At 40.8% G+C, this 19935-nt stretch carries 28 protein-coding genes and 2 pseudogenes; 14 read left to right on the forward strand and 16 right to left on the reverse strand.

Annotated elements, in window-relative coordinates:
• Window positions 1-115: 115 nt before the first annotated feature.
• On the forward strand, window positions 116-631 hold the full coding sequence (locus V7K97_RS29730) for a DUF29 family protein (RefSeq protein WP_118171668.1): 516 nt from the start codon (window positions 116-118) through the stop codon (window positions 629-631).
• Window positions 632-666: 35 nt separating this feature from the next.
• On the opposite strand, the gene V7K97_RS29735 is transcribed toward V7K97_RS29730, so the two are convergent.
• Entirely contained in the window at window positions 667-1209 is a 543-nt protein-coding gene (locus tag V7K97_RS29735; protein ID WP_334804568.1) for a Uma2 family endonuclease, read from the reverse strand.
• 104 nt (window positions 1210-1313) lie between these two features.
• Window positions 1314-1526, reverse strand: a complete 213-nt coding sequence (locus V7K97_RS29740; protein WP_334804569.1) for a helix-turn-helix domain-containing protein — start codon at window positions 1524-1526, stop codon at window positions 1314-1316.
• A 160-nt stretch (window positions 1527-1686) separates the two neighbouring features.
• Between V7K97_RS29740 and V7K97_RS29745 the strand changes: the two genes are divergently transcribed.
• The 3 genes from V7K97_RS29745 (at window position 1687) to V7K97_RS29755 (ending at window position 2450) form a co-directional block, all read left to right on the forward strand.
• Window positions 1687-1917, forward strand: a complete 231-nt coding sequence (locus V7K97_RS29745) for a hypothetical protein (protein WP_334804570.1) — start codon at window positions 1687-1689, stop codon at window positions 1915-1917.
• Window positions 1918-1987: 70 nt separating this feature from the next.
• Window positions 1988-2212, forward strand: coding sequence for a type II toxin-antitoxin system HicB family antitoxin (locus tag V7K97_RS29750; RefSeq protein WP_334804571.1), 225 nt, complete (start codon window positions 1988-1990; stop codon window positions 2210-2212).
• Entirely contained in the window at window positions 2205-2450 is a 246-nt protein-coding gene (locus tag V7K97_RS29755) for a type II toxin-antitoxin system HicA family toxin (protein ID WP_334804572.1), read from the forward strand. Before V7K97_RS29750 ends, V7K97_RS29755 begins: the two co-directional genes overlap by 8 nt.
• A 24-nt stretch (window positions 2451-2474) precedes the next feature.
• On the opposite strand, the gene V7K97_RS32200 is transcribed toward V7K97_RS29755, so the two are convergent.
• The 3 genes from V7K97_RS32200 to V7K97_RS29770 all read right to left on the reverse strand — a co-directional run bounded on the left by V7K97_RS32200 (window position 2475) and on the right by V7K97_RS29770 (window position 4239).
• Window positions 2475-2840, reverse strand: a complete 366-nt coding sequence (locus V7K97_RS32200; protein ID WP_442936880.1) for a helix-turn-helix domain-containing protein — start codon at window positions 2838-2840, stop codon at window positions 2475-2477.
• 22 nt (window positions 2841-2862) lie between these two features.
• Complete coding sequence (locus V7K97_RS29765) at window positions 2863-3660, reverse strand: peptidylprolyl isomerase (RefSeq protein WP_334804573.1); 798 nt, start codon at window positions 3658-3660, stop codon at window positions 2863-2865.
• A 204-nt stretch (window positions 3661-3864) separates the two neighbouring features.
• On the reverse strand, window positions 3865-4239 hold the full coding sequence (locus V7K97_RS29770; RefSeq protein WP_334804574.1) for a cytochrome c: 375 nt from the start codon (window positions 4237-4239) through the stop codon (window positions 3865-3867).
• A gap of 209 nt (window positions 4240-4448) precedes the next feature.
• On the opposite strand from V7K97_RS29770, the gene petG reads away from it, so the two are divergent.
• Window positions 4449-4562, forward strand: a complete 114-nt coding sequence (gene petG / locus V7K97_RS29775; RefSeq protein ID WP_063721252.1) for a cytochrome b6-f complex subunit V — start codon at window positions 4449-4451, stop codon at window positions 4560-4562.
• Window positions 4563-4588: 26 nt separating this feature from the next.
• Here the strand turns inward: petG and rsmD are convergent, their stop codons facing one another.
• Window positions 4589-5179, reverse strand: a complete 591-nt coding sequence (gene rsmD, locus V7K97_RS29780; RefSeq protein ID WP_334804575.1) for a 16S rRNA (guanine(966)-N(2))-methyltransferase RsmD — start codon at window positions 5177-5179, stop codon at window positions 4589-4591.
• A gap of 84 nt (window positions 5180-5263) precedes the next feature.
• A complete protein-coding gene (gene hisH, locus V7K97_RS29785; RefSeq protein ID WP_334804577.1) occupies window positions 5264-5899 on the reverse strand; it encodes an imidazole glycerol phosphate synthase subunit HisH in 636 nt (211 codons plus the stop codon).
• Between the two features lie 58 nt (window positions 5900-5957).
• Between hisH and V7K97_RS29790 the strand changes: the two genes are divergently transcribed.
• Together V7K97_RS29790 and V7K97_RS29795 are read left to right on the forward strand one after the other, a co-directional pair.
• Window positions 5958-6479, forward strand: a complete 522-nt coding sequence (locus V7K97_RS29790) for a pyroglutamyl-peptidase I family protein (protein WP_334804578.1) — start codon at window positions 5958-5960, stop codon at window positions 6477-6479.
• Window positions 6480-6510: 31 nt separating this feature from the next.
• Entirely contained in the window at window positions 6511-7899 is a 1389-nt protein-coding gene (locus V7K97_RS29795; protein WP_334804580.1) for a DUF3370 domain-containing protein, read from the forward strand.
• Window positions 7900-7912: 13 nt separating this feature from the next.
• Here the strand turns inward: V7K97_RS29795 and V7K97_RS29800 are convergent, their stop codons facing one another.
• The 3 genes from V7K97_RS29800 to V7K97_RS29810 all read right to left on the reverse strand — a co-directional run bounded on the left by V7K97_RS29800 (window position 7913) and on the right by V7K97_RS29810 (window position 9615).
• Window positions 7913-8200: a hypothetical protein gene (locus V7K97_RS29800; protein WP_334804581.1), complete on the reverse strand. Its 288-nt coding sequence runs from the start codon at window positions 8198-8200 to the stop codon at window positions 7913-7915.
• An 8-nt stretch (window positions 8201-8208) separates the two neighbouring features.
• Window positions 8209-9357: an FUSC family protein gene (locus V7K97_RS29805; protein ID WP_334804582.1), complete on the reverse strand. Its 1149-nt coding sequence runs from the start codon at window positions 9355-9357 to the stop codon at window positions 8209-8211.
• Between the two features lie 72 nt (window positions 9358-9429).
• A complete protein-coding gene (locus tag V7K97_RS29810; RefSeq protein WP_334804583.1) occupies window positions 9430-9615 on the reverse strand; it encodes a hypothetical protein in 186 nt (61 codons plus the stop codon).
• A 41-nt stretch (window positions 9616-9656) separates the two neighbouring features.
• On the opposite strand from V7K97_RS29810, the gene V7K97_RS29815 reads away from it, so the two are divergent.
• From V7K97_RS29815 to pip, 3 genes and pseudogenes are all read left to right on the forward strand, one after another.
• Window positions 9657-9830 carry a helix-turn-helix domain-containing protein gene (locus V7K97_RS29815; protein WP_334804584.1) on the forward strand — a complete coding sequence of 58 codons (174 nt, stop codon included), beginning with the start codon at window positions 9657-9659 and terminating at the stop codon, window positions 9828-9830.
• A gap of 32 nt (window positions 9831-9862) precedes the next feature.
• A pseudogene (locus tag V7K97_RS29820) lies at window positions 9863-10381 on the forward strand (RNA-guided endonuclease InsQ/TnpB family protein); the annotation flags it as partial.
• 13 nt (window positions 10382-10394) lie between these two features.
• Complete coding sequence (gene pip / locus V7K97_RS29825) at window positions 10395-11342, forward strand: prolyl aminopeptidase (RefSeq protein ID WP_334804585.1); 948 nt, start codon at window positions 10395-10397, stop codon at window positions 11340-11342.
• Between the two features lie 96 nt (window positions 11343-11438).
• Here pip and V7K97_RS29830 read toward each other — a convergent pair whose 3' ends face one another.
• The gene (locus V7K97_RS29830) at window positions 11439-11636 is read right to left on the reverse strand and encodes a hypothetical protein (protein ID WP_334804586.1); all 198 of its coding nucleotides are present in this window, start codon (window positions 11634-11636) and stop codon (window positions 11439-11441) included.
• Between the two features lie 103 nt (window positions 11637-11739).
• Between V7K97_RS29830 and V7K97_RS29835 the strand changes: the two genes are divergently transcribed.
• Window positions 11740-12381 (forward strand): DUF4232 domain-containing protein, encoded by a 642-nt coding sequence (locus tag V7K97_RS29835; RefSeq protein WP_334804587.1) that lies wholly within the window; start codon window positions 11740-11742, stop codon window positions 12379-12381.
• A 101-nt stretch (window positions 12382-12482) separates the two neighbouring features.
• Complete coding sequence (locus tag V7K97_RS29840; protein ID WP_334804588.1) at window positions 12483-13274, forward strand: GH25 family lysozyme; 792 nt, start codon at window positions 12483-12485, stop codon at window positions 13272-13274.
• Window positions 13275-13494: 220 nt separating this feature from the next.
• On the opposite strand, the gene V7K97_RS29845 is transcribed toward V7K97_RS29840, so the two are convergent.
• Window positions 13495-13950, reverse strand: a complete 456-nt coding sequence (locus tag V7K97_RS29845) for an NUDIX hydrolase (RefSeq protein WP_334804589.1) — start codon at window positions 13948-13950, stop codon at window positions 13495-13497.
• Window positions 13951-14524: 574 nt separating this feature from the next.
• The gene (locus V7K97_RS29850) at window positions 14525-15496 is read right to left on the reverse strand and encodes an RsmB/NOP family class I SAM-dependent RNA methyltransferase (RefSeq protein WP_334804590.1); all 972 of its coding nucleotides are present in this window, start codon (window positions 15494-15496) and stop codon (window positions 14525-14527) included.
• Window positions 15497-15703: 207 nt separating this feature from the next.
• Here V7K97_RS29850 and V7K97_RS29855 point away from each other — a divergent pair, with 207 nt between their 5' ends.
• Both V7K97_RS29855 and V7K97_RS29860 read left to right on the forward strand, forming a co-directional pair.
• Window positions 15704-17125: a DUF2157 domain-containing protein gene (locus tag V7K97_RS29855; RefSeq protein WP_334804591.1), complete on the forward strand. Its 1422-nt coding sequence runs from the start codon at window positions 15704-15706 to the stop codon at window positions 17123-17125.
• Between the two features lie 219 nt (window positions 17126-17344).
• Complete coding sequence (locus tag V7K97_RS29860; RefSeq protein ID WP_334804593.1) at window positions 17345-18055, forward strand: GDYXXLXY domain-containing protein; 711 nt, start codon at window positions 17345-17347, stop codon at window positions 18053-18055.
• A 126-nt stretch (window positions 18056-18181) separates the two neighbouring features.
• On the opposite strand, the pseudogene V7K97_RS29865 reads toward V7K97_RS29860, so the two are convergent.
• From V7K97_RS29865 to V7K97_RS29875, 3 genes and pseudogenes are all read right to left on the reverse strand, one after another.
• Window positions 18182-18299, reverse strand: a pseudogene (locus tag V7K97_RS29865) (DUF3370 family protein); the annotation flags it as partial.
• A 126-nt stretch (window positions 18300-18425) separates the two neighbouring features.
• Window positions 18426-19550, reverse strand: coding sequence for a hypothetical protein (locus tag V7K97_RS29870; RefSeq protein ID WP_334804594.1), 1125 nt, complete (start codon window positions 19548-19550; stop codon window positions 18426-18428).
• A 22-nt stretch (window positions 19551-19572) separates the two neighbouring features.
• On the reverse strand, window positions 19573-19932 hold the full coding sequence (locus tag V7K97_RS29875; protein WP_334804596.1) for a hypothetical protein: 360 nt from the start codon (window positions 19930-19932) through the stop codon (window positions 19573-19575).
• Window positions 19933-19935 lie beyond the last annotated feature (3 nt).

Consider the following 19935-nt stretch of genomic DNA (forward strand, 5'->3'; position numbering starts at 1 on the left):
AAAAATAGCTCGATGCCAGGTTTATTAATTACAAACTAAAACCCTCTAGCTCCCATCACAGCTAGGGGGTTTTTGTTTATGCTGAATTTAGTATTAGATTAATCGCTATGAATTTATGACTCAAGAACTTTGGGATTTAAGGAAGTCTATTCTTGATGGACGTTATGAGGATGCTTTGCTAATTGTTGATGAGTTGGAGTTGATGAGTCGAAAGAGCTATATCCGAAATATTAGGAGTTTCCTCATCAGACTGATTATTCATTTGATTAAAAATCAGGTGGAACAAAGATTAACTAATTCTTGGGTTGCTTCTATTTCAGGTTCAATTTTAGAAATTCAAGATTTAAATTTACAGGATAACAAGACTTCTCATTATGTGAAGCCAGGTGAGTGGGATGATTTGCTATATCCTGCTTTTGATGCGGCAATTAAGCCAGCATCTGCTGAAATTTTAAATGGGTTGTATACATCTAAACGACTCTTAGCTATTGTGGATAAATCCCAAATATTGGAAGTAGCAAAGGCTTTTTTAGATTTGACTTATACCAATTCTCAAAAATCTTTGCCTGGTGCTATTGATGAAATATTGAGAGAGTTACCTGGTGGTAAGGAGTGGGAAGAAGGTCAGTAAAAATAATTATGGAAATAATTTTTATTAAATTTAGCTTAATTTAAAAGTTGCTCGATAGATATCTGGATATCTGGAAATGCTAAGGGCGAAATTACTCCTTCACTGATAACCTGTTGAATAAAATATTGACCATTTTGGGGTTGGCGAAATACGGTCACTTGCTTGCTAGATAAATCTATCACCCAATACTCTTGTATAAGAGCAGTCGCGTAGATTTTTGTTTTGAGTTCTAAGTCTTTTTTTTGGCTCGTTTTAGCAACTTCTATTAGCCAAAAGATATCTTCTGGTTCAGGATGACAGTTATTATATACAGAATCTTGTGGTCTAACAATAGCGATATCTGGTTCAGGTTCTGAATTTTGTAGGGTTATCGGACCATTAAAGCGAACATCTGCTTTCCCTGCTAATAAATTTTCTAGGTATTTCGCGCTTCGCTTTGCGGTGTTGTAGTGTATTGGGGTTTCTGGTGTCATTTCGACAATTTCCCCGGCGAGTAACTCGACATGGCGATTACTTAAGATTCCGGCTGCTATCATGCGATGATAGTCGTCCACTGTCCATTTTGCTAAGGTCTTCATCCCAGAGTCATTGATTGTTTGTGTAGACTTGGTTTTATTTTATCTTTTTTTGGTGTGGGGCAAATCTCACACGGTAAGGTGAATTTACTAGCTGAGGCGATCGCCTACTCTTCCACCACATCCATCAATTCTTCAATCGTCACCTCAAAAGCACAGGCGATTTTCTGAACAGCAGTCAAATCTACCATACTCATCCCAGGATGTCGGGCATAACTTTTAACTGTGTTGTAGTTTACGCCCGCACGATCTGCGACTTCTTTGATAGTCCACCCTTTTGCTTTTGCAAGTTCTCGAATCTTTAGTCTGACTAGCCCCATTTTTTATCTTGACAAAGGCGGGATTCCACCCTTTAATAATCAAAAGGTGGAATCCCACCTAAAAGTGACACAAATCAAAAGCGATCGCTCGTCCAGCCTGGAAAACTAACAGAGCGATCGCTATTCCTAACACATCCCACTTGATGGGAAGGATTGTTCTATGATATCAATGTCTCAGCCAAAATCAAATACCCACCCTTGGTGTGTGATTCGGCAGCTACCGAATATGCAAAGGATAGTAGTTGCTAGATTTCGTCGGCGACAAGATGCAGATGGTTACTTACTGATTTTGCGACAATTAATGCTGAATGTCAGTCATGTGATTGTGTTTGACTCTCCGGTTCAGGCTCAATTGCATACTTCGGCTGCGCTCAGTAACCACAGGGATTAAAAATAGAGCGATCGCTATAATTGGCTTGATGACTTTTAGGCGATCGCTCAATAATATGAACGGAAGTAGTATGAATAAATCATTGGTTATGACTCGCACATTTACGGCTATTGTGTATTGGGAAGAAGATGTCTACGTAGCTGAGTGTCCAGAAGCGGGAACGGCTAGCCAAGGAGAAACAATTGAAAAGGCTATTGCTAATCTCAAAGAAGCAACCGAACTTTACCTAGAAGAATTTCCGCTTCCAAAAACAACTCCCCGTTTGTTAACTACCTTTGAGGTGATAAGTGCCTAAGCTACCACGAGTACCTGCTGCTGAAGTTATTCGTGCTTTGGAACGCTTAGGGTTTGTCCAAATTAGACAACGGGGAAGTCATATAGTTTTAAAAAAGCAAATATTTGATGAAAATCAGAATCTCATTGAAATAGGTTGTGTTGTCCCGCTCCACAAGAAGACTATAGCAGTTGGAACACTCAAAAGTATTTTGAATCAGGCAGGTGTTTCAGTCGAAGAGTTATTGGAGAATTTGTAGTGATTGATTGTCAAGTGCGATCGCCTACTCTTCCAAAAGTTCCACCAATTGTTCTAAAGTCACTTCAAATGCACGGGCTATTTTAAATACAGCAGATAGGTCAACGGTGTTGAGAGTACCACGCTGGACATAACTTCTAACAGTGTTGTAGTTGACTCCTGAGCGATCAGCAACATCTTTTAGTGTCCAACCTCTCTCTTCAGCTAGCTCTCGAATCTTTAACCTAACGTAACCCATCCTAAATAGTTGACATTGATGCGTATGCATCAGATAATCTTTTTGGACATATTGATGCGTATGCAACAAAAGCTGTTTACGCATACCAAAAGCGATCGCTCGTCTAGCCTGGAACACTAATAGAGCGATCGCTAGCTTCGGTTTTGAAGGCAAGTATGGGAGTCACATCCCATACTTAGGTTAAAGGTTTATCGCCCCCTCCCTCTCGTCCGGTGCCCTCTTCCTCTTGTGGTGCAGACATAATTTGCTTTTGCTGTTCTTGTAGCCAGGTTTCAAAGAGTTCATTCAGCAGGCGCACTTTCATAAATTCATCCAGTTGTGCTGGAATAAATTTTTCCAGCCGCAAAATCACAAACCATTCAGCGATGCGGGTAGGGGGCAATATCTGACCTGGTTGACTGCTAGAGAGCATTTGCACCATTACCGGATGTAGTGCATTCAGTTCAATCGGACCTACCAAGCCGCCAGTTTGGGCTTCTGGCCCGAGTGAGTATTCCCCTGCCAAGTCAGCAAAAGAGTTTTCTTTTGCCTGAATTCGGAAGTAGAGTTCTTGGGAAATTCCCACATCCTGGGTTCGCAGTAGGGAATAAATTACTTTGTCCAGTTTTGTTTTAGACTGAAAAAAGTAAGACTCCAGTTTATTACCCCAAGTTGCTTGCTTGAATTTTTCAATTCTCAGCTTACGAGTAGTAATAACTTCTAGTTGATCGGCAGTCAGCCCTTGATGTGCCATCCAAGTCTGGATGTCTTCTTCATTTTTGAACTGTTTTTCAGCGTAAAACTGCTGTTTAGCTTGGGCTACTTCCTCAGGTGTATACTCGATTGCTATCTTGGCGGAGCCTGAGTTTTGCTCTATCGCCTGATCAATGATCAATTCGCGCTGCAACTGTGGCAGCATTTGGTAACTTGCCAGTAAGGAAATCAGTTCACTAGCTGTGATTGTACGATTACCGATTTGGATCGCTTCAGTCATTAGGTTTCGGGCATCTCAAGAATATCTAGTCTGTTAAAGAAGCTATACCGTAGCCCATTTACTAGGAGCTTTTACCTTAATCCTACCGAGTTAGGTATGCTAACATCACTTTTGCAATAGTTAAATAGTTACTTGCTAAGATACTTTAAAATATACAGTCTATATGAGTTTTAATCAAAGATCCTACGCAAATAATTCTCAGGTCTATAACGACTCTAAATAGTTCAAAAGATCCGCCATTTCTTGGGGACTAGGTTGGAATTTTGGCATTGGCGGTGTTTCACCACTGATCACTTGATGAATCAGTCCATACTGAGATTTGTGCTTTGAAACAGCTTGCAAACTAGGCCCCACTCGCCCGTCTGCTTCTAAGCCATGACAACCAGCACAATTAATTTGAAAGATCGCGTGTCCTTGAACTGGGTTTCCTGTTAAGGATAGAACACTCTTGACATAAGGATCGGAGGCTTGAACCAACTGAACACCAAAAAAGCCCAAAGGGATTGCTAGCAGTATGGCCAGCATCAATAAAACGATTCGCTGAATCAAAATTTCCGGTTTGGTAATCTGGTTATCCAAAAGGTTTGCGGTGAAAGTCTAGGTGTGCTAAAAATTTTTCATTTCCTACACATAGCTTAAAAGTTCTTGATTGTGTCTGCAAGCACAGAAGACTATTTTTTTGTGGGCGATCGCCTTTTAAAAGGCTGTAGGCCGCAGGATTCATCCGAAATTTGGTAAAATCAAAAACAAGCAACGAATATTTAATCATTACAAAAAGGAGATTTCCAGTGGTTGAACCCCTGCTATCAGGTATTGTCCTTGGTCTAGTTTTCGTCACCCTCGCCGGACTGTTTTATGCTGCCTATAAGCAATACAAGCGCCCCAACCAGTTGGGAGGATGAGGGAGTGCTGAGTTAGGAGTTAGGAGTTAGGAGTTACATTGTTTCTCATCTCCTTTATCTGCCCCTAATTCCTGACTCAGAATTCTGTAGAAAGTAAGTGATGTGTTGCCGTAAACTTTCTGGCGGCAAATTTCCCAACCTGGAATCTCTGGCGGTGTCCAACCTTGTGAGGCGTGTTCAACTGCAATTTCGCCGCTCGGATCTAAAAGTTGATGGTGAGCGATCGCTTCTAATACTGACTGGTACAATCCACTGGCATAAGGTGGATCGAAGTAAATTCTATCGAATTGCTTGCCTACTAAAATCTTTAACTGCTGGGTAATATCTCCCCGTAATACCCGAAATTCTTGCTGGGCATTAGCTATCTGCTGCCAATTTTGTTGGATGGTGACACAGGCTCGGCTCGATTGTTCAATTCCTGCTACTAGGCTGGCTCCTCTACACAAAGCCTCTGCACCCATTGAACCTGTACCGGCGCATAAATCTAGCCAGCGACAATCTGCAATTTCTCCTTGCCAAATATTAAATACTGCCTCTCTTACCCGCGCACTTGTGGGTCTAGTTTCTTTCCCTGGTAAAGTTTTTAGCTGGCGATTGCCGTAAATTCTCAGGCTCATTGGTTATTAGTCATTGGTCATTAGTCATTGGTCATTGGTTATTAGTTTTAGGCAAAAGACAAAGAAGAAATGACAAAAATACTATTAGGCAGGAATTTTTTCGCGGACTTGAGCAACGAAATTAGACAAGATTTGCAATCCGATATTAGAGGATTTTTCCGGGTGAAATTGCACTGCCATCAGGTTTTCATAGGCGATCGCAGCTGTGACGGTTTGAGTACCGTGGGTGACGGTTGCTGCACGGATTAGCGGGTCTATTGGGTCAACATAATAGGAATGGACAAAATACACCCAAGGATCGGACGGTAAATGCTCCCACAAAATACTTTTTGGTTGAGTCACTTCCAGCTGATTCCAACCCGTATGAGGAATAGTGATGTCAGTTTCTGGACGAAACCGCCGCACTTTTCCTTTGATAATTCCTAGTCCTGGTTGAGTACCTTCTGCACTTGATTCAAAAAGAATTTGCAATCCTAAACAAATTCCTAAGAAAGGTTTACCAGATGCGATCGCTTCTTTAATCGGTTGTTCCAAACCACGCGCTCGCAGGTGTTGCACTGCTGGATCAAATGCTCCCACTCCCGGTAGGACTATTGCATCTGCCTGCTCTAATTCCTTTGGAGAATAGGTAACATTAGAAGTTGCCCCAGCTTTTTCTAAGCCTTTACAGACTGAGTGCAAATTTCCCATCTCGTAATCTACGACCGCAATCACTGGCATTTACCTGCTCCTTGTAAAATTATTATGGAGGGTTTTTCTATTCTAAATAATATTTGTTATGAAGAAAAGAATTCTATTAACTTCTTTTGATATTTGGCTAAAAGATCAACAGTCGAATTCTTCTGATGATTTATTACTTCAAGTTACCAAAGTTAATCTGATACCCCATGACTTAAGTTTTTTACGCCTGTTACCCGTAGATGTGCAACTTGCCACTACTCAGGTAATTGAACAAATCAATGCAATCCAACCTGATTACATCATCTGTTGTGGCCAGGCTGCAAGCCGGACAAAATTAAGTGTGGAAGCTGTTGCTAGCCGTGGAGAAAGTATTTTGCAGACAGAAGTTGATTTAGAAAAATTAGTGGCGGGAGCCGCAGCAATTGAGATTAGCCACGACTGCGGTAAATTTGTCTGTGAGAGTCTTTACTATTCAGTGTTGGACTACTTAAGCCAAAATCAACTCAGGGCGCGTTGTATTTTTGTCCATGTTCCGGTTCTCAATCAAGAAAATTTGATGGGGATTCTTGCCGATTTTGTATTAATTATTAACAAACTGGCACTTTCATCAAGTTGTTAATGTCTGTATGGTGAAAGAAATATCTAAGTATATGTTGCCATTGTTACTAATTTTTCCTATCGCTCAATTAACTTCTGCTACGCCACCACCTGAAGAAGTTGTACAACCACAAGAAGTACGACCTTTACCAGGTCAATTGGATACAGTGCCAACATTTAACAGCAATAGTCCAGAATTGGTGTTGAAAGAAGGAATTTTACTCTCCACTTTTCCACCAGATGGGAAAAAAGTCCCCACGGCGCATCTAAATTTTCCCTTTCGGGGACGATTTGATATTTTTGCTCACCATATTACTAAAGCTGAACCAGCAGAGAATTCGCGTAGGCGTAGCCCGTCGGAGACATCGCTCTATTTAGGAATAATTTTGCATAACCCTGGTTCAGAAGTAGTGAAGGTAAATATTTTGCAGGCGGCGAGTTATTTGAGTCAACCGGATGCACCATTTATTCAGTTACCATCCTTGAGCCAAAATCTTTTAGGTAAAGTTTTTGCCGGTCCTGGCGATCGCGTCATGTCTGATGTGCTTCGGGGAGTGCGACAAGAGATTTTCCCTGCCACAATTGCGATTCCACCAGGGAAAAGTCGGATGTTACTAAATTTACCAATTCCGGTGCAGGGATTGACACCACCCCTGAATGGTCGGTCTACATTGATCCGACTGCAAAGTAATGGTACTGTCTACGCAGCTAGCCTAGCCATGTTTGCACGGGTGAATCCTGATGGCAGTGAGCGATCGCCTACTTTAGAAGAGTGGCAGAATTTACTAGATAATGGTGATTTGGCTGGGCCGCGGGATAAAGCGCCCACTCCCTTAGAAGAAACTGGTAAGCCGATAATTTATGGGCGTGTTGCTGGAGTGGCTGGTGGTTCACGATGGAGAGCTTTATTAGTAGATAATCCTCAAGCTAGGTATCTAACTATTCCCCAGCCTGGTCAAATGTTTTCCTACGCTCTGAGTACCTTACATGGCGGTACCTTAGGAACTGGTCAAATTCAAAGTGCTGCTATGCTGGTGCGCTATCCTGACACCGCATATCGCGCTCATGGCAACTATGGAATTCAATATAGTCTCAAGTTGCCGCTATACAACAATACTCAAAGTCCTCAAACTGTTAGTGTGTCTATACAAACGCCACTAAAGGAAGAGCAATTGGGAAAACCAGGGTTACGCTTTTTGAGTACACCAGCCCCTCAAGTATTCTTTCGGGGAACGGTGCGGGTACGTTACAAAGATGCTCAAGATCAGCCGCAAACGGAGTTTGTGCATCTAGTGCAAAAGAGAGGTCAATTAGGGGAGCCGTTAGTTTTATTAAATATAAAAGCAGGCGATCGCTCTTTAGTAGAAGTAGACTTTCTCTATCCACCGGATGCCAGTCCACCGCAAGTATTAACAGTTGCAACTCAAGCTGAACCTCGGTAATGATTGATGAGTATTACGGACGAGTTTGAGAAGGCAGAAGGGAAACCCCATAAATAAATTTAGGGGATTCAATAGGGACGTAGTATTTCTTCTCCCAAAGGGAGATGCGAAACGCGATGCGCTGCGCGTCTCGAAATACATATTTTTTCTTTTTTTCATAAATAAATTTACTTGCTCTAAACCCTTTTAGCAGAGGGCAAAAATTATATTTTCTTCCTTCTGCCCTCTGCCTTTCTTCGGTAAATAAAATTTTGGATATCTTCTCATGTTTCCTTCCTAAGCAGACTGTCACCTTTTTCACTTGATTACTTATCTTGAATTTACTATCAGTGTGGGTAGTTCACTCAGCGTACCTGCCATTTTTTGCAGTTTTCTGCCCACTTCTTCCATCGTGTAGAAGAATGTGAAAAATCGGAGTAGCTCATCCATTGGGTAATCTTGCTGCTTAATTTCTTCCAGCCGATTTAATCGCTCTGTAGCATTAGTAAGTGCAACTTCCATTCTTGACAAAGATAAACTAGGCTGGTGCGATTTGACTGCGGTTGCGAGGGTGAGCATTGCACCCTGAGTTTCTTGTGCTAATTGGGTAATTTCAGGTGAAAGAATTTGCCAGAAAGTATCTTGCTGTCTGGCAAGTACGGTATGTTCCATTGTCAAGATGTGTTCCCAAATCCGGCGGATGAGAAACTCCCAGGCTTCATTTACCCGTTTTTCTGGCGGTTCATTTGTCTGTCCCCGCCTGACTTCTTGCCATAGCGATCGCGCCTTGATAAATGAACTAATGATACTGGCTTTTAACTCATCCACACGCTGGCGATCGTAGTTTCCTGTAAAGGCAGAGTCCACAACCAACTGATAAAACTGCTCTAAATCAGTTAACGTTTGCGACAAACAACGCCTCAGTTCTACTCCAGCAGAGGCAGGAAAAATCAAGTTGTTTACCAATAGTGCCACACCAATACCCAAGAGGGTTTCGAGAAAACGACCCCAAGCATACAGCCAAGGAGATTGGCTGTGATTCGATATGACAATCAATGACACATACCCCGCCAATTTTGCCGCCTCATTGAATTTCCAATAAGAAGTCAGAAAGATGGTCAAAAATACACTGATTCCCAGTGACCAGAAATTGCTACCCAGTGCAACCGCAAACATGGCTCCACCTATAGCACCAATGACGGTGCCAATTATTCGCTGAATACTGAGTAACAAAGTGCTGCCATGAGTAGATGACATAACGATGATGGCGGCGATCGCTGCGTAAAAAGGATATTCCCATCGCAACGCCTGAGCAACTTCAAAAGAAACTGCCGATGCGATCGCCATTTTGAATGCCATCTTAGCTAGCAGAATCGTTGAGATACCATCGGGAGTAGCAGCCCAAGTTTTTAATGCTGTGATGATTCTTAGCTGAGGCGATCGCCGTTTAGGTGGAAGACCGTTGGAGGGTTGTATCATAGGTATCGGGTTGATTTGATTTATGCAAGCGATCGCCATGACCGAAATTAATGGGATACAAGCCCCGTCCTTCTAGGACGGCTTTTTATTGATTAATTCATCAACATAATCCCTAAGCTTGTTCTGCCAATCAGGAATATCCTTAAGTGCCTGTTTTTGTCCAATCCGTCCCTTAAAGCAAATAGGCTCATCATCCAAGGGATTACTACTGGTAAATCCGAGCTTATGTTTTTTCTGGAAAGTCATTGCATTAAGCACTTTCTATTGGTATACTCATATATAACACGTAAACGACATTCATGAAAGCCAGATATCAATTCCGTTTCTATCCGACAGACCAACAACGACAGCTTTTAGCTCAGTTGTTTGGTTGTGTTCCTGTAATTTGGAATGATGCCTTGGCAATCTGTAAACAGTCGGAAAAGTTACCAAGCAATAACGACTTGCAAATCGCAAACTTCAGAAAAAGCTAGCACGTCAACCCAAAGATTCAAAACGTAGGAATAAAACTCGAATTCAAATCGCAAAGCTGCATAGTAAAAAAGCAGATACTCGTAAAGACTTCTTGCATAAGCTATCTACCAAAATTGTTAGAGAAAATGAAACTATTGTACTAGAAGATTTGAAGGTGTCTGGACTGGTCAGAAATCGTAAACTTTCACGAGCAATTAGTCAGCAAGGTTGGAGAGAATTTAGAACGCTATATGAGGCTAAATCTGAAAAGTTTAGCAGAATATTTCGAGTCATTAGTAGGTGGGAACCCACAAGCCAGATTTGCTCTAGCTACGGGTTTAAATGGGGCAAGCTTGATCTGTCTATTCGTTCAATACTTTGCTTAAGTTGTAATGCAGAACACGATAGGGATGGGAACGCAGCCAAAAATATAGAACAAGTCGGGATGGGGAATCGCCACGACTCTAAACGGACGCAGAGGAATTGTCAGACTACCTTGGTAGCAGAATCCGTTGAAGCGTCAAGAATCACCGAGGCTTCAGCGGGCGTGAGTATTTCAAAACATTACTGATAAAATATGCAAAATGCGAGAACTTTATCCAGCGATCAAGCCTTACTTAGAAGGTAGTTTACAGGTTTCCAACCTTCATACGATTCATTTTGAAGAGTCAGGGAACCCGCAAGGTCAACCCATCGTTTTGCTGCATGGGGGACCTGGTGGTGGATGTCCAGCTTTTTATCGGCAATATTTCCACCCGGAAAAATGGCGGTTAGTGATGTTTGACCAGCGTGGTTGTGGTCAAAGTACGCCCCATGCTGAATTACGAGAAAATACCACTTGGGATTTAGTCAGTGATATCGAAAAACTGCGCCAACATTTAGGTATAGAAAAGTGGGCGGTCTTCGGTGGTAGTTGGGGTAGCACTTTATCATTAGCCTACAGTCAAACCCATCCCTCTAGATGCACGGGGCTAATTCTGCGTGGGATCTTCATGCTGAGGCAAAAAGAGTTGCGCTGGTTTTACCAAGAGGGTGCTAGCTATATTTTTCCTGATGCTTGGGAAGAATATCTTAAACCAATTCCCATAGATGAACGTGATGATCTGATCGCAGCATATTACAAGCAATTGACCAGTCCAGACTTAGAAATTCAATTAACAGCAGCGCGTGCTTGGTCGATTTGGGAAGGTAGTACAAGTAGACTTTTCTTAGACCCAGAACTCATGCAAAAGTTTGGCGAGAGTGAATTTGCTTCAGCTTTCGCACGTATTGAATGCCATTACTTTATGAATAAGGGATTTTTGGAAACAGAAGATCAATTACTCGTAAATGTACACCGTATCCGCCATATTCCGGCTGTAATTGTTCAGGGGCGCTATGATGTAGTCTGCCCAATGATATCAGCTTGGGAATTACATCGCGCTTGGCCAGAAGCCGAATTTATAGTGGTTCCTGATGCCGGGCATTCGATGAGTGAACCAGGAATTTGCAGTGCTTTGATTGAAGCAACAGATAATATTAAATTCGGTTGAATATTTAGATTTCTATAGCCTTTCCCAATCATATAAGGTACATCATAGCCCCCTCTCGAAGAGCGGGGAGGGGGTTGGGGGTGGGGTTCTTGTACCTCACTCAATCCAATTAGGTCCTTTGAAGAAACTTCCATCTTCTCTAAAAGTTTGATACACCAAAACACCTTCTCCAAGAGGAGGGAAATTTTTGGCTCCCCTGAAGTCAGTTTTTATGAATTTGGCAGTACCACCAATCGCCGCCCTGTAGAGATTAGCTCCATCAAATATAACAGCAGTCAAGATAGCATCATTCAAACTGGCAATGGTATATACACAGCAATGCTAACCCTTCTGAGTTTGGAAACTTATACTGTATATGAAGCATCAGTGTAAGTAGTTCACTACAAAAAAAGAAGATATGCGAATTCTAATTGTGGAAAGCAGTATGTTGTTGCTCCTGACTATGGTAACAACTGGATGTGTCGGTTCTTCCTCTGTTACAAAACAGCCGCAAGCCTTGCCAGTAAGCACAGAACAGCCGACAAAAGAAGCTGTGTTGTCCTCAACACCTACACCGACTGGCAAAACTACAGAGAATTCTACCCCTGAAGCTACTACTGCCACAAATCCGACGCGCTGTGAAACTAGTCAATTATCAGTGCGCCGAGTCTCCCAAGATGCTGGCGTTGGCAATGTTGCACTTACCTACGCCTTCACCAATAACGGCTCATCCCCTTGCACCCTCAAAGGTTATCCGGGATTGGCACTACTGGATGCAAAAGATCAACCTTTGCAGGGGATTAAAGTTATTCGGTCCAAGGACACTTATTTTTCGAGTAAGCAACCTCGACAAGAAGTAACTCTCGCTCCTGGAAAACAAGCCTCATTTCAGATAGCATATAACCATGTTACTTCCCCACAGGAACACTGCCAGATATCGAGTAAGATTGAAATCACGCCTCCCAATACTTACCAGCACTTTACCCTTACAGAAGAAATCAAGCCTTGTACAGGCAAAGTTAGAGTGACTCCAGTACGAGCTGTTGACACTCAACCCTAAGAAATTTCTGTAATTTACTCAAATACCCAGAAAAAGCATAAATTTAATCAGAGCCTCTGATAAGTTCAGGATTCTACTATTCAAAAAGGTTAGAAGATTATATGCAAGGAATTGATGTTGCAGATCAAGACGGCAGAGTAGATTGGACGACAGTAAAAAACTCTGGTAAAACTTTTGCGTTTGTCAAAGCTACAGAAGGAGTTAGTATTAAAGATTCTGCTTTTCCTCATCACTGGCAGACCATGAAAAGTGTTGGTATTATTCGGGGTGCTTATCATTTCTTTCACCCCCATACATCTGACCCGGTTCAGCAAGCGAAAGAATTCTTAAAAACGCTGGGTAAATTAGAACCAGGAGACCTGCCACCAGTTCTGGATGTAGAGGTAACTGACAAAGGAAATAGCCAAGGTGTAATTAATGCAGCCAAACTGTGGTTAGCAGAGGTAGAAAAAGCCCTTTTACAACAAACCAAAAAACCAATTAAACCAATCATTTATACTTTCCCCAGTTTCTGGGCAGAAATTGGCAATCCATCTGATTTTGCGAGTTATCCCTTATGGATTGCCCACTACGGAACCCAGAACCCAAGTATTCCTGGGGCTTGGCAGGGGCAATACCTAATCCATCAATTTGCAGGTGATATATCTGGTGTAGCTGGTGTTAGTGGCAGAGCCGATTTGAGTAGATTTAATGGTTTGCAGCTAGGAGATTCTGGGTTAAGAGTCAAACAATTACAACAGCAATTAAAAGATATTGGATTATATACTAATGCCATTGATGGACAATTTTCTGAGTCAGTTAAGGATGCAATTGTTAGTTTCCAAACATCTAAGAAATTGCAAGCCGATGGAATTGTCGGTATAAAAACTTGGGTAGCTTTACTCTGGATTTAAGTAACATCATATTCGGTTAATCAAGCTGAATAAAAAACGTTTATAGTCAGGACTTTAATCCTGGCTTTGGGGACTTAAGTCCCCACTACAAACTCCTTACTATGGGTAATTTGGCGGACATTGTATAAGTAGACGTGAATAATTCAAGCTTTGTAGTAAGTGCTGAAACCCCTACGAAGAGCTAATTTAATTAATATTATATTGCGTAACATAGTTTGATTTATTCTTGCCTACTTACTTCACATCGAAATCCACAAAAGTTAGATTCTACCTGGAAAAAACCTTTAAGCATTTGTTTGAGTGAATTAAACTTAACCCACCTGATAGCTTCAGTCACTTCTACCCATTGCCGTTTTCTTTGATTTGCTTCTGGATAATCTTCACTCAGCATCTCAACTGGTAACAAATACATCTTGACGCTGTAACTTTTGCCTTGTTTGCGGTACTTGTAAGTGCCCAGTTCATTCACGTCTACCTGCCCAATTACTCCTGCTTCTTCCCACGCCTCTTTAGCTGCTGAATCAGGCGAACTCATGCCATTAGGAATATCTCCTTTCGGAATCACCCAGTGTTGAAAGTTACGGGTCGTGATTAGCAAGATTTCAATTTTACCATTGTTCACTCTATAAGGAATTACCCCAGACTGTTTAAACACTTTGCTGATTTTTCGACTCATGTAATTTGTCTCCTGTACTGACTAGCTTTTTTGTATAATGTCTACTTCAGAAAGTCTAGCGCTGATACCGGATAAGTTTTGGTTAATTTAAGGTTATAAATAGGTTAAAAAACGTTTTTTTACGTATATAGAGTTAATTATTCAAAGTTAAAAGACAAGTTGAAATCTGCTGTATAACTAACTTGACTGAATGCACTAAGAAAAGCCTAAAGGCTTGTGTAGCCTCGTTCCCAGCCTACAGGCTGGGAACGGATTCTGAGGGGCTGCTGCCTCTGGTCAAGAAAGAGGAGGCGGCAGCCCCCCTCCAGGCTGCAGGGCTGATTCATTCCCCAAAAGACCTTAATTTACAAGCGTATCAGTCAAAAAAATCAGGTTTTTAAACACTCTAATTGGGTCAAAAACCAGGCGATCGCACTTAAATTTACCGATTGAAACAGTAATTTTTCGATTACCAACTCACTAAATTTTCTGGTTGATACTCTTGACAAAATTCTGATCTGAACGAATGAAACAGCCCTGCCTCCAGGCTGGGAAGCAGTCAGGGTAAGGACTGTATGTTAACTTAGTGCCACTCCTAACTTGACTCTTTCATATTTTGGTAGATATACAGCGAAGATATTGTATTTATATCTACTTCTTTAGGCTCATATTCATCCTCACTAGTATTTTTAAACAAGACTGTAAATGCACCAGCACCTAACCGATCTTGAGGGAACATCCGATAACAAGGCATTGTAGTTAAATCGGATTGATATTTAGCTAGATTACTAATTTCTATCGCTTTAAAATGTGGGAATCGTTCCAAAAACCATTCACAAACTTGCTCATTTTCTTCGGGTGAATATGTGCAAGTCATATAAGCAAGATAGCCTTGTGGTGAAACAATTTTAGCAGAGTTAGCTATAATACGCTTTTGTCGATTGGCACTCTTATTAATAGCCGTTGGGTGAAAACATCCGGGTGCTTTTTCACCTTTAGCAAGTAAAGATTGTCCAGTACAAGGAGCATCTACTATTACTAGATTGCTAGAGTCAGAAAAGATTTGGGCAAATATACTCGAATCTCGATTAACTACTGCATTAGGGCTGATCTGGCAACGCTTCAAATTAGAAATTAGCATTCCCAGACGTTTACCAATTACTTCATTGCTAATGAGTAAGTCTGGTTGTAAAGCTTTCCAAGCGAAGATACTTTTACCTCCTGGTGCAGCACACATATCAAAAACTAAACGCACTGACTGAGGAAGAGCTAACAAAGTAGTAGCTGCAAACACCGAAGAAAAGTCTAAACAATAGAAATATCCTTTTTCATGCAAGGGATGCTTACCGGGTTTTTCTCCCAGAGATAAGCGGTCTATAAATTGTGGTTGCCAAGAGGTTGGTGTTTCTACCGCCAAGGGCGAAATCTCTGGCTTTTCTTGACACCAAAGAATACTGGGTGAAAAAGGGTGAGGATTCATTAAAGCCTCAATAAATTTTTCTTGCTCATCTAGATTAGTGAACAAACGCCGCGAGACTTTAAGTAATAAATTAGAAGGTTTTTCCATGTAAATATATACAAGACCAATTAAAAATTATGTGGAAATCAAGATGAATTAGTAATTACGAATTAGGAATTAGTATGTTGTATCAGAATCAAAATAAAACTGTTACACAAGAACAATGTAATTAAGGCTTTTGGCTTCATACTCAAAATACAATGACCGCCATTGGGATCGCAATGGCCAAGCTACCCCACTGCACCGGAGAAGGTCATGATCTTAGATAATTTTCCGCACAAATTACGCAAAGAAGCACAATTATGGAGGGATGAAGGATTAATTAGTTCTTCGCTGTATGAACAGATAGCAGAACGTTATCAATTTAAAAACCTGGAAGCTGCTGCACGCGATCGCAATAAAGCGATCGCGATCGGTGTAGGCAGCATAGTTTTATGCTTAGGCATAATTACATTTGTATCAGGAAACTGGCAGGGAGGATCGCGAGAAGTCAAATTTATTTTGATGATGAGTTTGTTTTTTGCGATCGCCATCATTGGATTTTACACCTGGAGAGAACCTGAAGGCAAGAAGCCACAACAAAGCAAACGCTTACTGGGAGAAGGGTTGCTAATTTTAAGCGCCTTCATTTTCGGTGCAAATTTACTGCTGATGGCCCAGATGTTCAATATTGCTGGTTCAGCTTCCCAATTGTTTCTCGCTTGGGGGTTGGGTGTTGTGGTGATGGCCTTCTGTTTATCCTTAAATTCTTTAGGAATTCTATCAATTGTTCTGGTGGAAATCGGCTACTGGACTGGGCTAGAAGACTTATGGTACTCTTCAGGTGAGTTAACTTGGTCGCGTCTAGTGGTGCAGCATTTGCCTTTGTTGGCATGGCTGGTGTTTGTACCCTTAGCCTACTTCTGTCGATCGCGTTGGATTTTTGGTCTAGCAGCCTTTGTTTTTGCTAGTTCCTTACAAGCCAACCTTAATCCTCTGCCACTGCTGAATTATGCTGATATAGCCCCTTGGGTGGCATCTTTTGCTTTTGCACTGCCATCTGCATTATTCTGGAGTTATGATGACTTGCTGTTCCCAACCATAAATTACAGGTTGTTTCAATACCTAGCCCGTAATTTAGCGTTGGTCAGCTTCGGCGTTGTCTTTTATGTTCTGTCTTTTCGTTGGGTTTGGGAATCTCCTGATTATGCTTATAATCAGCCAACGACATTGAGGAACTTATTCGAGTCTCTGCCAATCATCGATTTGGGGATTCTTAGCGGCTTGGCGGTATTGCAATGGTTGTTTCTACTGCGCCAAAGAAATAACCCTCCGCGCCGCGAAGTAATTTTCACGACTGCTGTCATTAGTACTTTTCTTGCCTTTATTGCAATAGTACCTTTTTGGCATCAAACTATCAGCCGGATTGATGAACTTGGCATTTTCATTTTCAATGTACTTCTTGCAACATTAGCCTGGGGACTAATTCAAGAAGGATTGAAATTAAGCAACAGAAGTTCCTTTTGGGGCGGTATGCTGTTAGTAACACTGCAAATTATCAGTCGCGTGCAAGAGTACGATACCGACTTACTTTTTAAGTCGCTGGTCTTTATCTTGTGCGGTTCGGCATTAATTAGCGCTGGACTCTGGTTTGAACGCCGCCTACCTGGTGGTTCTAGCTCTACAAATAAGAAGTAGTGCAAATTCAGAATTCAGAAGTCAGGAGTCAGAATTCAGGAAAAGTTCACTTAAATTTTAGATTTTTTCTTCAATCCAAAATCCCAAATCTAAAATTGAATGACTCCTAACTCCTAACTGAAAATCTCTGTGCGTTAAAGTTTTTAAAGTTTCTCTGCGTCAGTCCTAATCTCGTTACTTTGGACCTCTTCAAGACCTCTGCTTTTTAGGACTACGTTCATGACTAATACCTCTTCTGAATCTAAAAATAAACCCTTGTCTCCTGAAGCCGAATTTTCTAGTAAGGTGACTTTTCGGGATTACTTGATTGCTACTGAACAAAAATCGAATAAGCCTTTACCTTTTTGGCGGTTAATAGTTCCCCTGGCGCTGCAAACAGGGTTAATTATGGCAGTACCAGCTCAAGCCGTTTATACGGATGTGACAGGTAAGACGGTGATTTTGCAAACCGTACCTGTAGAACCTAACAATGTGCTAGAAGGTAACACCTTAGCCTTAGATTACAACATATCCCGTACCTCAAATTTAAGTAGACTACCTGGTTGGCAAACATTAGTCAGCAAAGGTCGTGGAAGTGGCAGAAGATTGCCTGAAGGAACCAACATCTACGTAACTTTGCAAGAGCAATTATCCTATGGTGGCGGTGTTCCTAGAGCTTGGAGATCATTACGGGTTAGTAGCGATCGCCCCACAACTCTAAGAGCCAACCAAGTAGCCTTAAAAGGTGTTTATCAAGATGGCTCTGTTAACTACGGCTTAGAAACATATTACATCCCAGAAAACCAACGGCAGCAGATTCGGAACGACTTGCAAGCCCAACGCGCCCGCAGAGGACAAGTACCCCCCATTGTGGTGAAGGCGAAAGTAGATCCACAGGGTAAGGCAGTACCAGTTAGTATGTGGGTGCGCGATCGCAACTATCGCTTTTAATTGTTGAATCCCAAGAACCCCGCGCCCTTTGCTACCCTGTACACACATCAGAATGTAGAGACTTAGCAATGCTACGTCTCTACAAGGGTTCTAGGTAAAGCATATTTAATTTCATCAGATGTCTGATATATCTACTGTTACAGGTTTTTTACCAGGGTTATGCACAATTACACTCAGATATAGCGTTTGTAAATCAGTGGTGGGCGAATAAGTCAAAGCGTCCCTGAAAGGGAAAATTGGGGTGCTGGCTTTGGTAAAGTATGAGCGATCGCTGAATTATCTTTATGAAGACTTTATTAGAACTACAGAGTTAGGAATTTAATTAAATTCTTATAAAAGGTATCTAAATTAGATACCTTTTATTGCAGGATTAAAATAATGCTATTAATGGGAGTATACTAATAGCCCCTAAGTTAATTTCTTTAGGAGCATTTGCTAGTTTTATTAATTTATTTAGTAACAAACTAGCTCCTATTAAAGGAATACACCATCCATTACTTAAATAAAGTAGGGTGATAATTGTAAATCCTACTATCACTTTATTAAATGAGTTTGGGGTTATGTTATATGCTGCTACATATAACTCCATTAATTTGTTAAACATTAAGTAACCTATTAGAGAAAGTGAAAAGGAAGTTAATATAATTCCTACACTTTCTAAGTCATTGAAGTCAATATGAGCGTTACTTATGTTTTGTGCTACTGCTGATCTACTACCTTTAATAGCTAATAGAATGGTTAATCCTAAGGCAGATGATATTGAATCTGCAAAAGCTTTTCTACTTACAATTGTATAAGGTTTATCTTCATCTTCTTCTATAGCTTTACAGACTACTGATGTAGGTAAACCCCATAGTACTGCTGATAATGTACCAGCAAAGAATCCTGATGCTATCTCTACTCCAGTATGGAAAGAGGTAATGTTTGGATTTTTAATTCTTGATTGCTTTTCTATACTTAATTTTAGAATAGATGAAGAAAATAAACAAGAAGTTAATACAAACATAGGTTGATTAATCGGTAGATTTGTAGCTAGGATTGCTAATAATCCTGAGGCAATTAGGCTAATTATTCCTAGCTTACTATCTTTAGCTTTCGTTAGTAGCATTGTCCATACTAATAAAATTAGGAATAATGATAATCCTCTACCCATTCCATCTAGCTTTAAAGCACTCCCTTGCAGGAATATTAGTAAGCTTATACCTACTACTGAGCCGATAAATTTACCAGTTATACCCGATACTAAGGCAGTTAGAATTAAGCTATGATCACTTTTATATAATCTATTCTCATCTATTTCTTCTAAGGAAGAATTAAGCATACTAAGATATTTCATTATAGATGAAGTAGCATCTATTCCTAGTATTAGTCCTACTCCTAAATAGGGATCTCCTAATGTTGAAGCGAATATTAATACAAATCCTGAGTTGAAGGAAGGTACTAATCCTAGTAATATTCCTAAAGGAGCACCAAGTAAGATTCCAAGTAATAACATTGTAGGTTCCAGTTAGTTTTAGTTAAGTATTTTCTGTGAGAATTATTCCTTCAGGAGAACAAGTGTAAGCGTAACATTCTCCTGGTGAAGGATCATTTGGTAGCCCATCTTTTCCACGGATTTGAGTATAAATGTTCCACATTTCTTCTTCTGTATCTGTGGTAAATAAGACTTCTGTATAAACAAGGGCATCTATCATTACATCAGTTGTAGTTTCCCAATATTTTTTATGTTGTGGTAAGTTAAACTCAATTGCTTTTTTATCTTCTTCTGGGTCTCTAGATCCGCTATAAGGGAGAATTACTACTATTCCCCACTTTTTATGTAGTTGACAGTATGAACTATATAGTTTAGGTAATGTTAATTTGTTTAGTTTTATCATTTA

It is taken from the genome of Nostoc sp. (assembly GCF_036917815.1).
GTDB lineage: Bacteria > Cyanobacteriota > Cyanobacteriia > Cyanobacteriales > Nostocaceae > Nostoc.

What these genes read in the sequence shown, in the direction of transcription:
- hisH (WP_334804577.1), bottom strand. Translation starts at nt 5,899, where the DNA reads ATGCCAGTGATTGCGGTCGTAGATTACGAGATGGGAAATTTGCACTCA.
- V7K97_RS29765 (WP_334804573.1), bottom strand. Translation starts at nt 3,660, where the DNA reads ATGACTGAAGCGATCCAAATCGGTAATCGTACAATCACAGCTAGTGAA.
- rsmD (WP_334804575.1), bottom strand. Translation starts at nt 5,179, where the DNA reads ATGAGCCTGAGAATTTACGGCAATCGCCAGCTAAAAACTTTACCAGGG.
- V7K97_RS29740 (WP_334804569.1), bottom strand. Translation starts at nt 1,526, where the DNA reads ATGGGGCTAGTCAGACTAAAGATTCGAGAACTTGCAAAAGCAAAAGGG.
- V7K97_RS29735 (WP_334804568.1), bottom strand. Translation starts at nt 1,209, where the DNA reads ATGAAGACCTTAGCAAAATGGACAGTGGACGACTATCATCGCATGATA.
- V7K97_RS29795 (WP_334804580.1), top strand. Translation starts at nt 6,511, where the DNA reads ATGTTGCCATTGTTACTAATTTTTCCTATCGCTCAATTAACTTCTGCT.
- V7K97_RS29835 (WP_334804587.1), top strand. Translation starts at nt 11,740, where the DNA reads ATGCGAATTCTAATTGTGGAAAGCAGTATGTTGTTGCTCCTGACTATG.
- V7K97_RS29855 (WP_334804591.1), top strand. Translation starts at nt 15,704, where the DNA reads ATGATCTTAGATAATTTTCCGCACAAATTACGCAAAGAAGCACAATTA.
- V7K97_RS29875 (WP_334804596.1), bottom strand. Translation starts at nt 19,932, where the DNA reads ATGATAAAACTAAACAAATTAACATTACCTAAACTATATAGTTCATAC.
- V7K97_RS29750 (WP_334804571.1), top strand. Translation starts at nt 1,988, where the DNA reads ATGAATAAATCATTGGTTATGACTCGCACATTTACGGCTATTGTGTAT.
- V7K97_RS29815 (WP_334804584.1), top strand. Translation starts at nt 9,657, where the DNA reads ATGAAAGCCAGATATCAATTCCGTTTCTATCCGACAGACCAACAACGA.
- pip (WP_334804585.1), top strand. Translation starts at nt 10,395, where the DNA reads ATGCGAGAACTTTATCCAGCGATCAAGCCTTACTTAGAAGGTAGTTTA.
- V7K97_RS29870 (WP_334804594.1), bottom strand. Translation starts at nt 19,550, where the DNA reads ATGTTATTACTTGGAATCTTACTTGGTGCTCCTTTAGGAATATTACTA.
- V7K97_RS29840 (WP_334804588.1), top strand. Translation starts at nt 12,483, where the DNA reads ATGCAAGGAATTGATGTTGCAGATCAAGACGGCAGAGTAGATTGGACG.
- V7K97_RS29860 (WP_334804593.1), top strand. Translation starts at nt 17,345, where the DNA reads ATGACTAATACCTCTTCTGAATCTAAAAATAAACCCTTGTCTCCTGAA.
- V7K97_RS29845 (WP_334804589.1), bottom strand. Translation starts at nt 13,950, where the DNA reads ATGAGTCGAAAAATCAGCAAAGTGTTTAAACAGTCTGGGGTAATTCCT.
- V7K97_RS29730 (WP_118171668.1), top strand. Translation starts at nt 116, where the DNA reads ATGACTCAAGAACTTTGGGATTTAAGGAAGTCTATTCTTGATGGACGT.
- V7K97_RS29850 (WP_334804590.1), bottom strand. Translation starts at nt 15,496, where the DNA reads ATGGAAAAACCTTCTAATTTATTACTTAAAGTCTCGCGGCGTTTGTTC.
- V7K97_RS29745 (WP_334804570.1), top strand. Translation starts at nt 1,687, where the DNA reads ATGATATCAATGTCTCAGCCAAAATCAAATACCCACCCTTGGTGTGTG.
- V7K97_RS29805 (WP_334804582.1), bottom strand. Translation starts at nt 9,357, where the DNA reads ATGATACAACCCTCCAACGGTCTTCCACCTAAACGGCGATCGCCTCAG.
- V7K97_RS29790 (WP_334804578.1), top strand. Translation starts at nt 5,958, where the DNA reads ATGAAGAAAAGAATTCTATTAACTTCTTTTGATATTTGGCTAAAAGAT.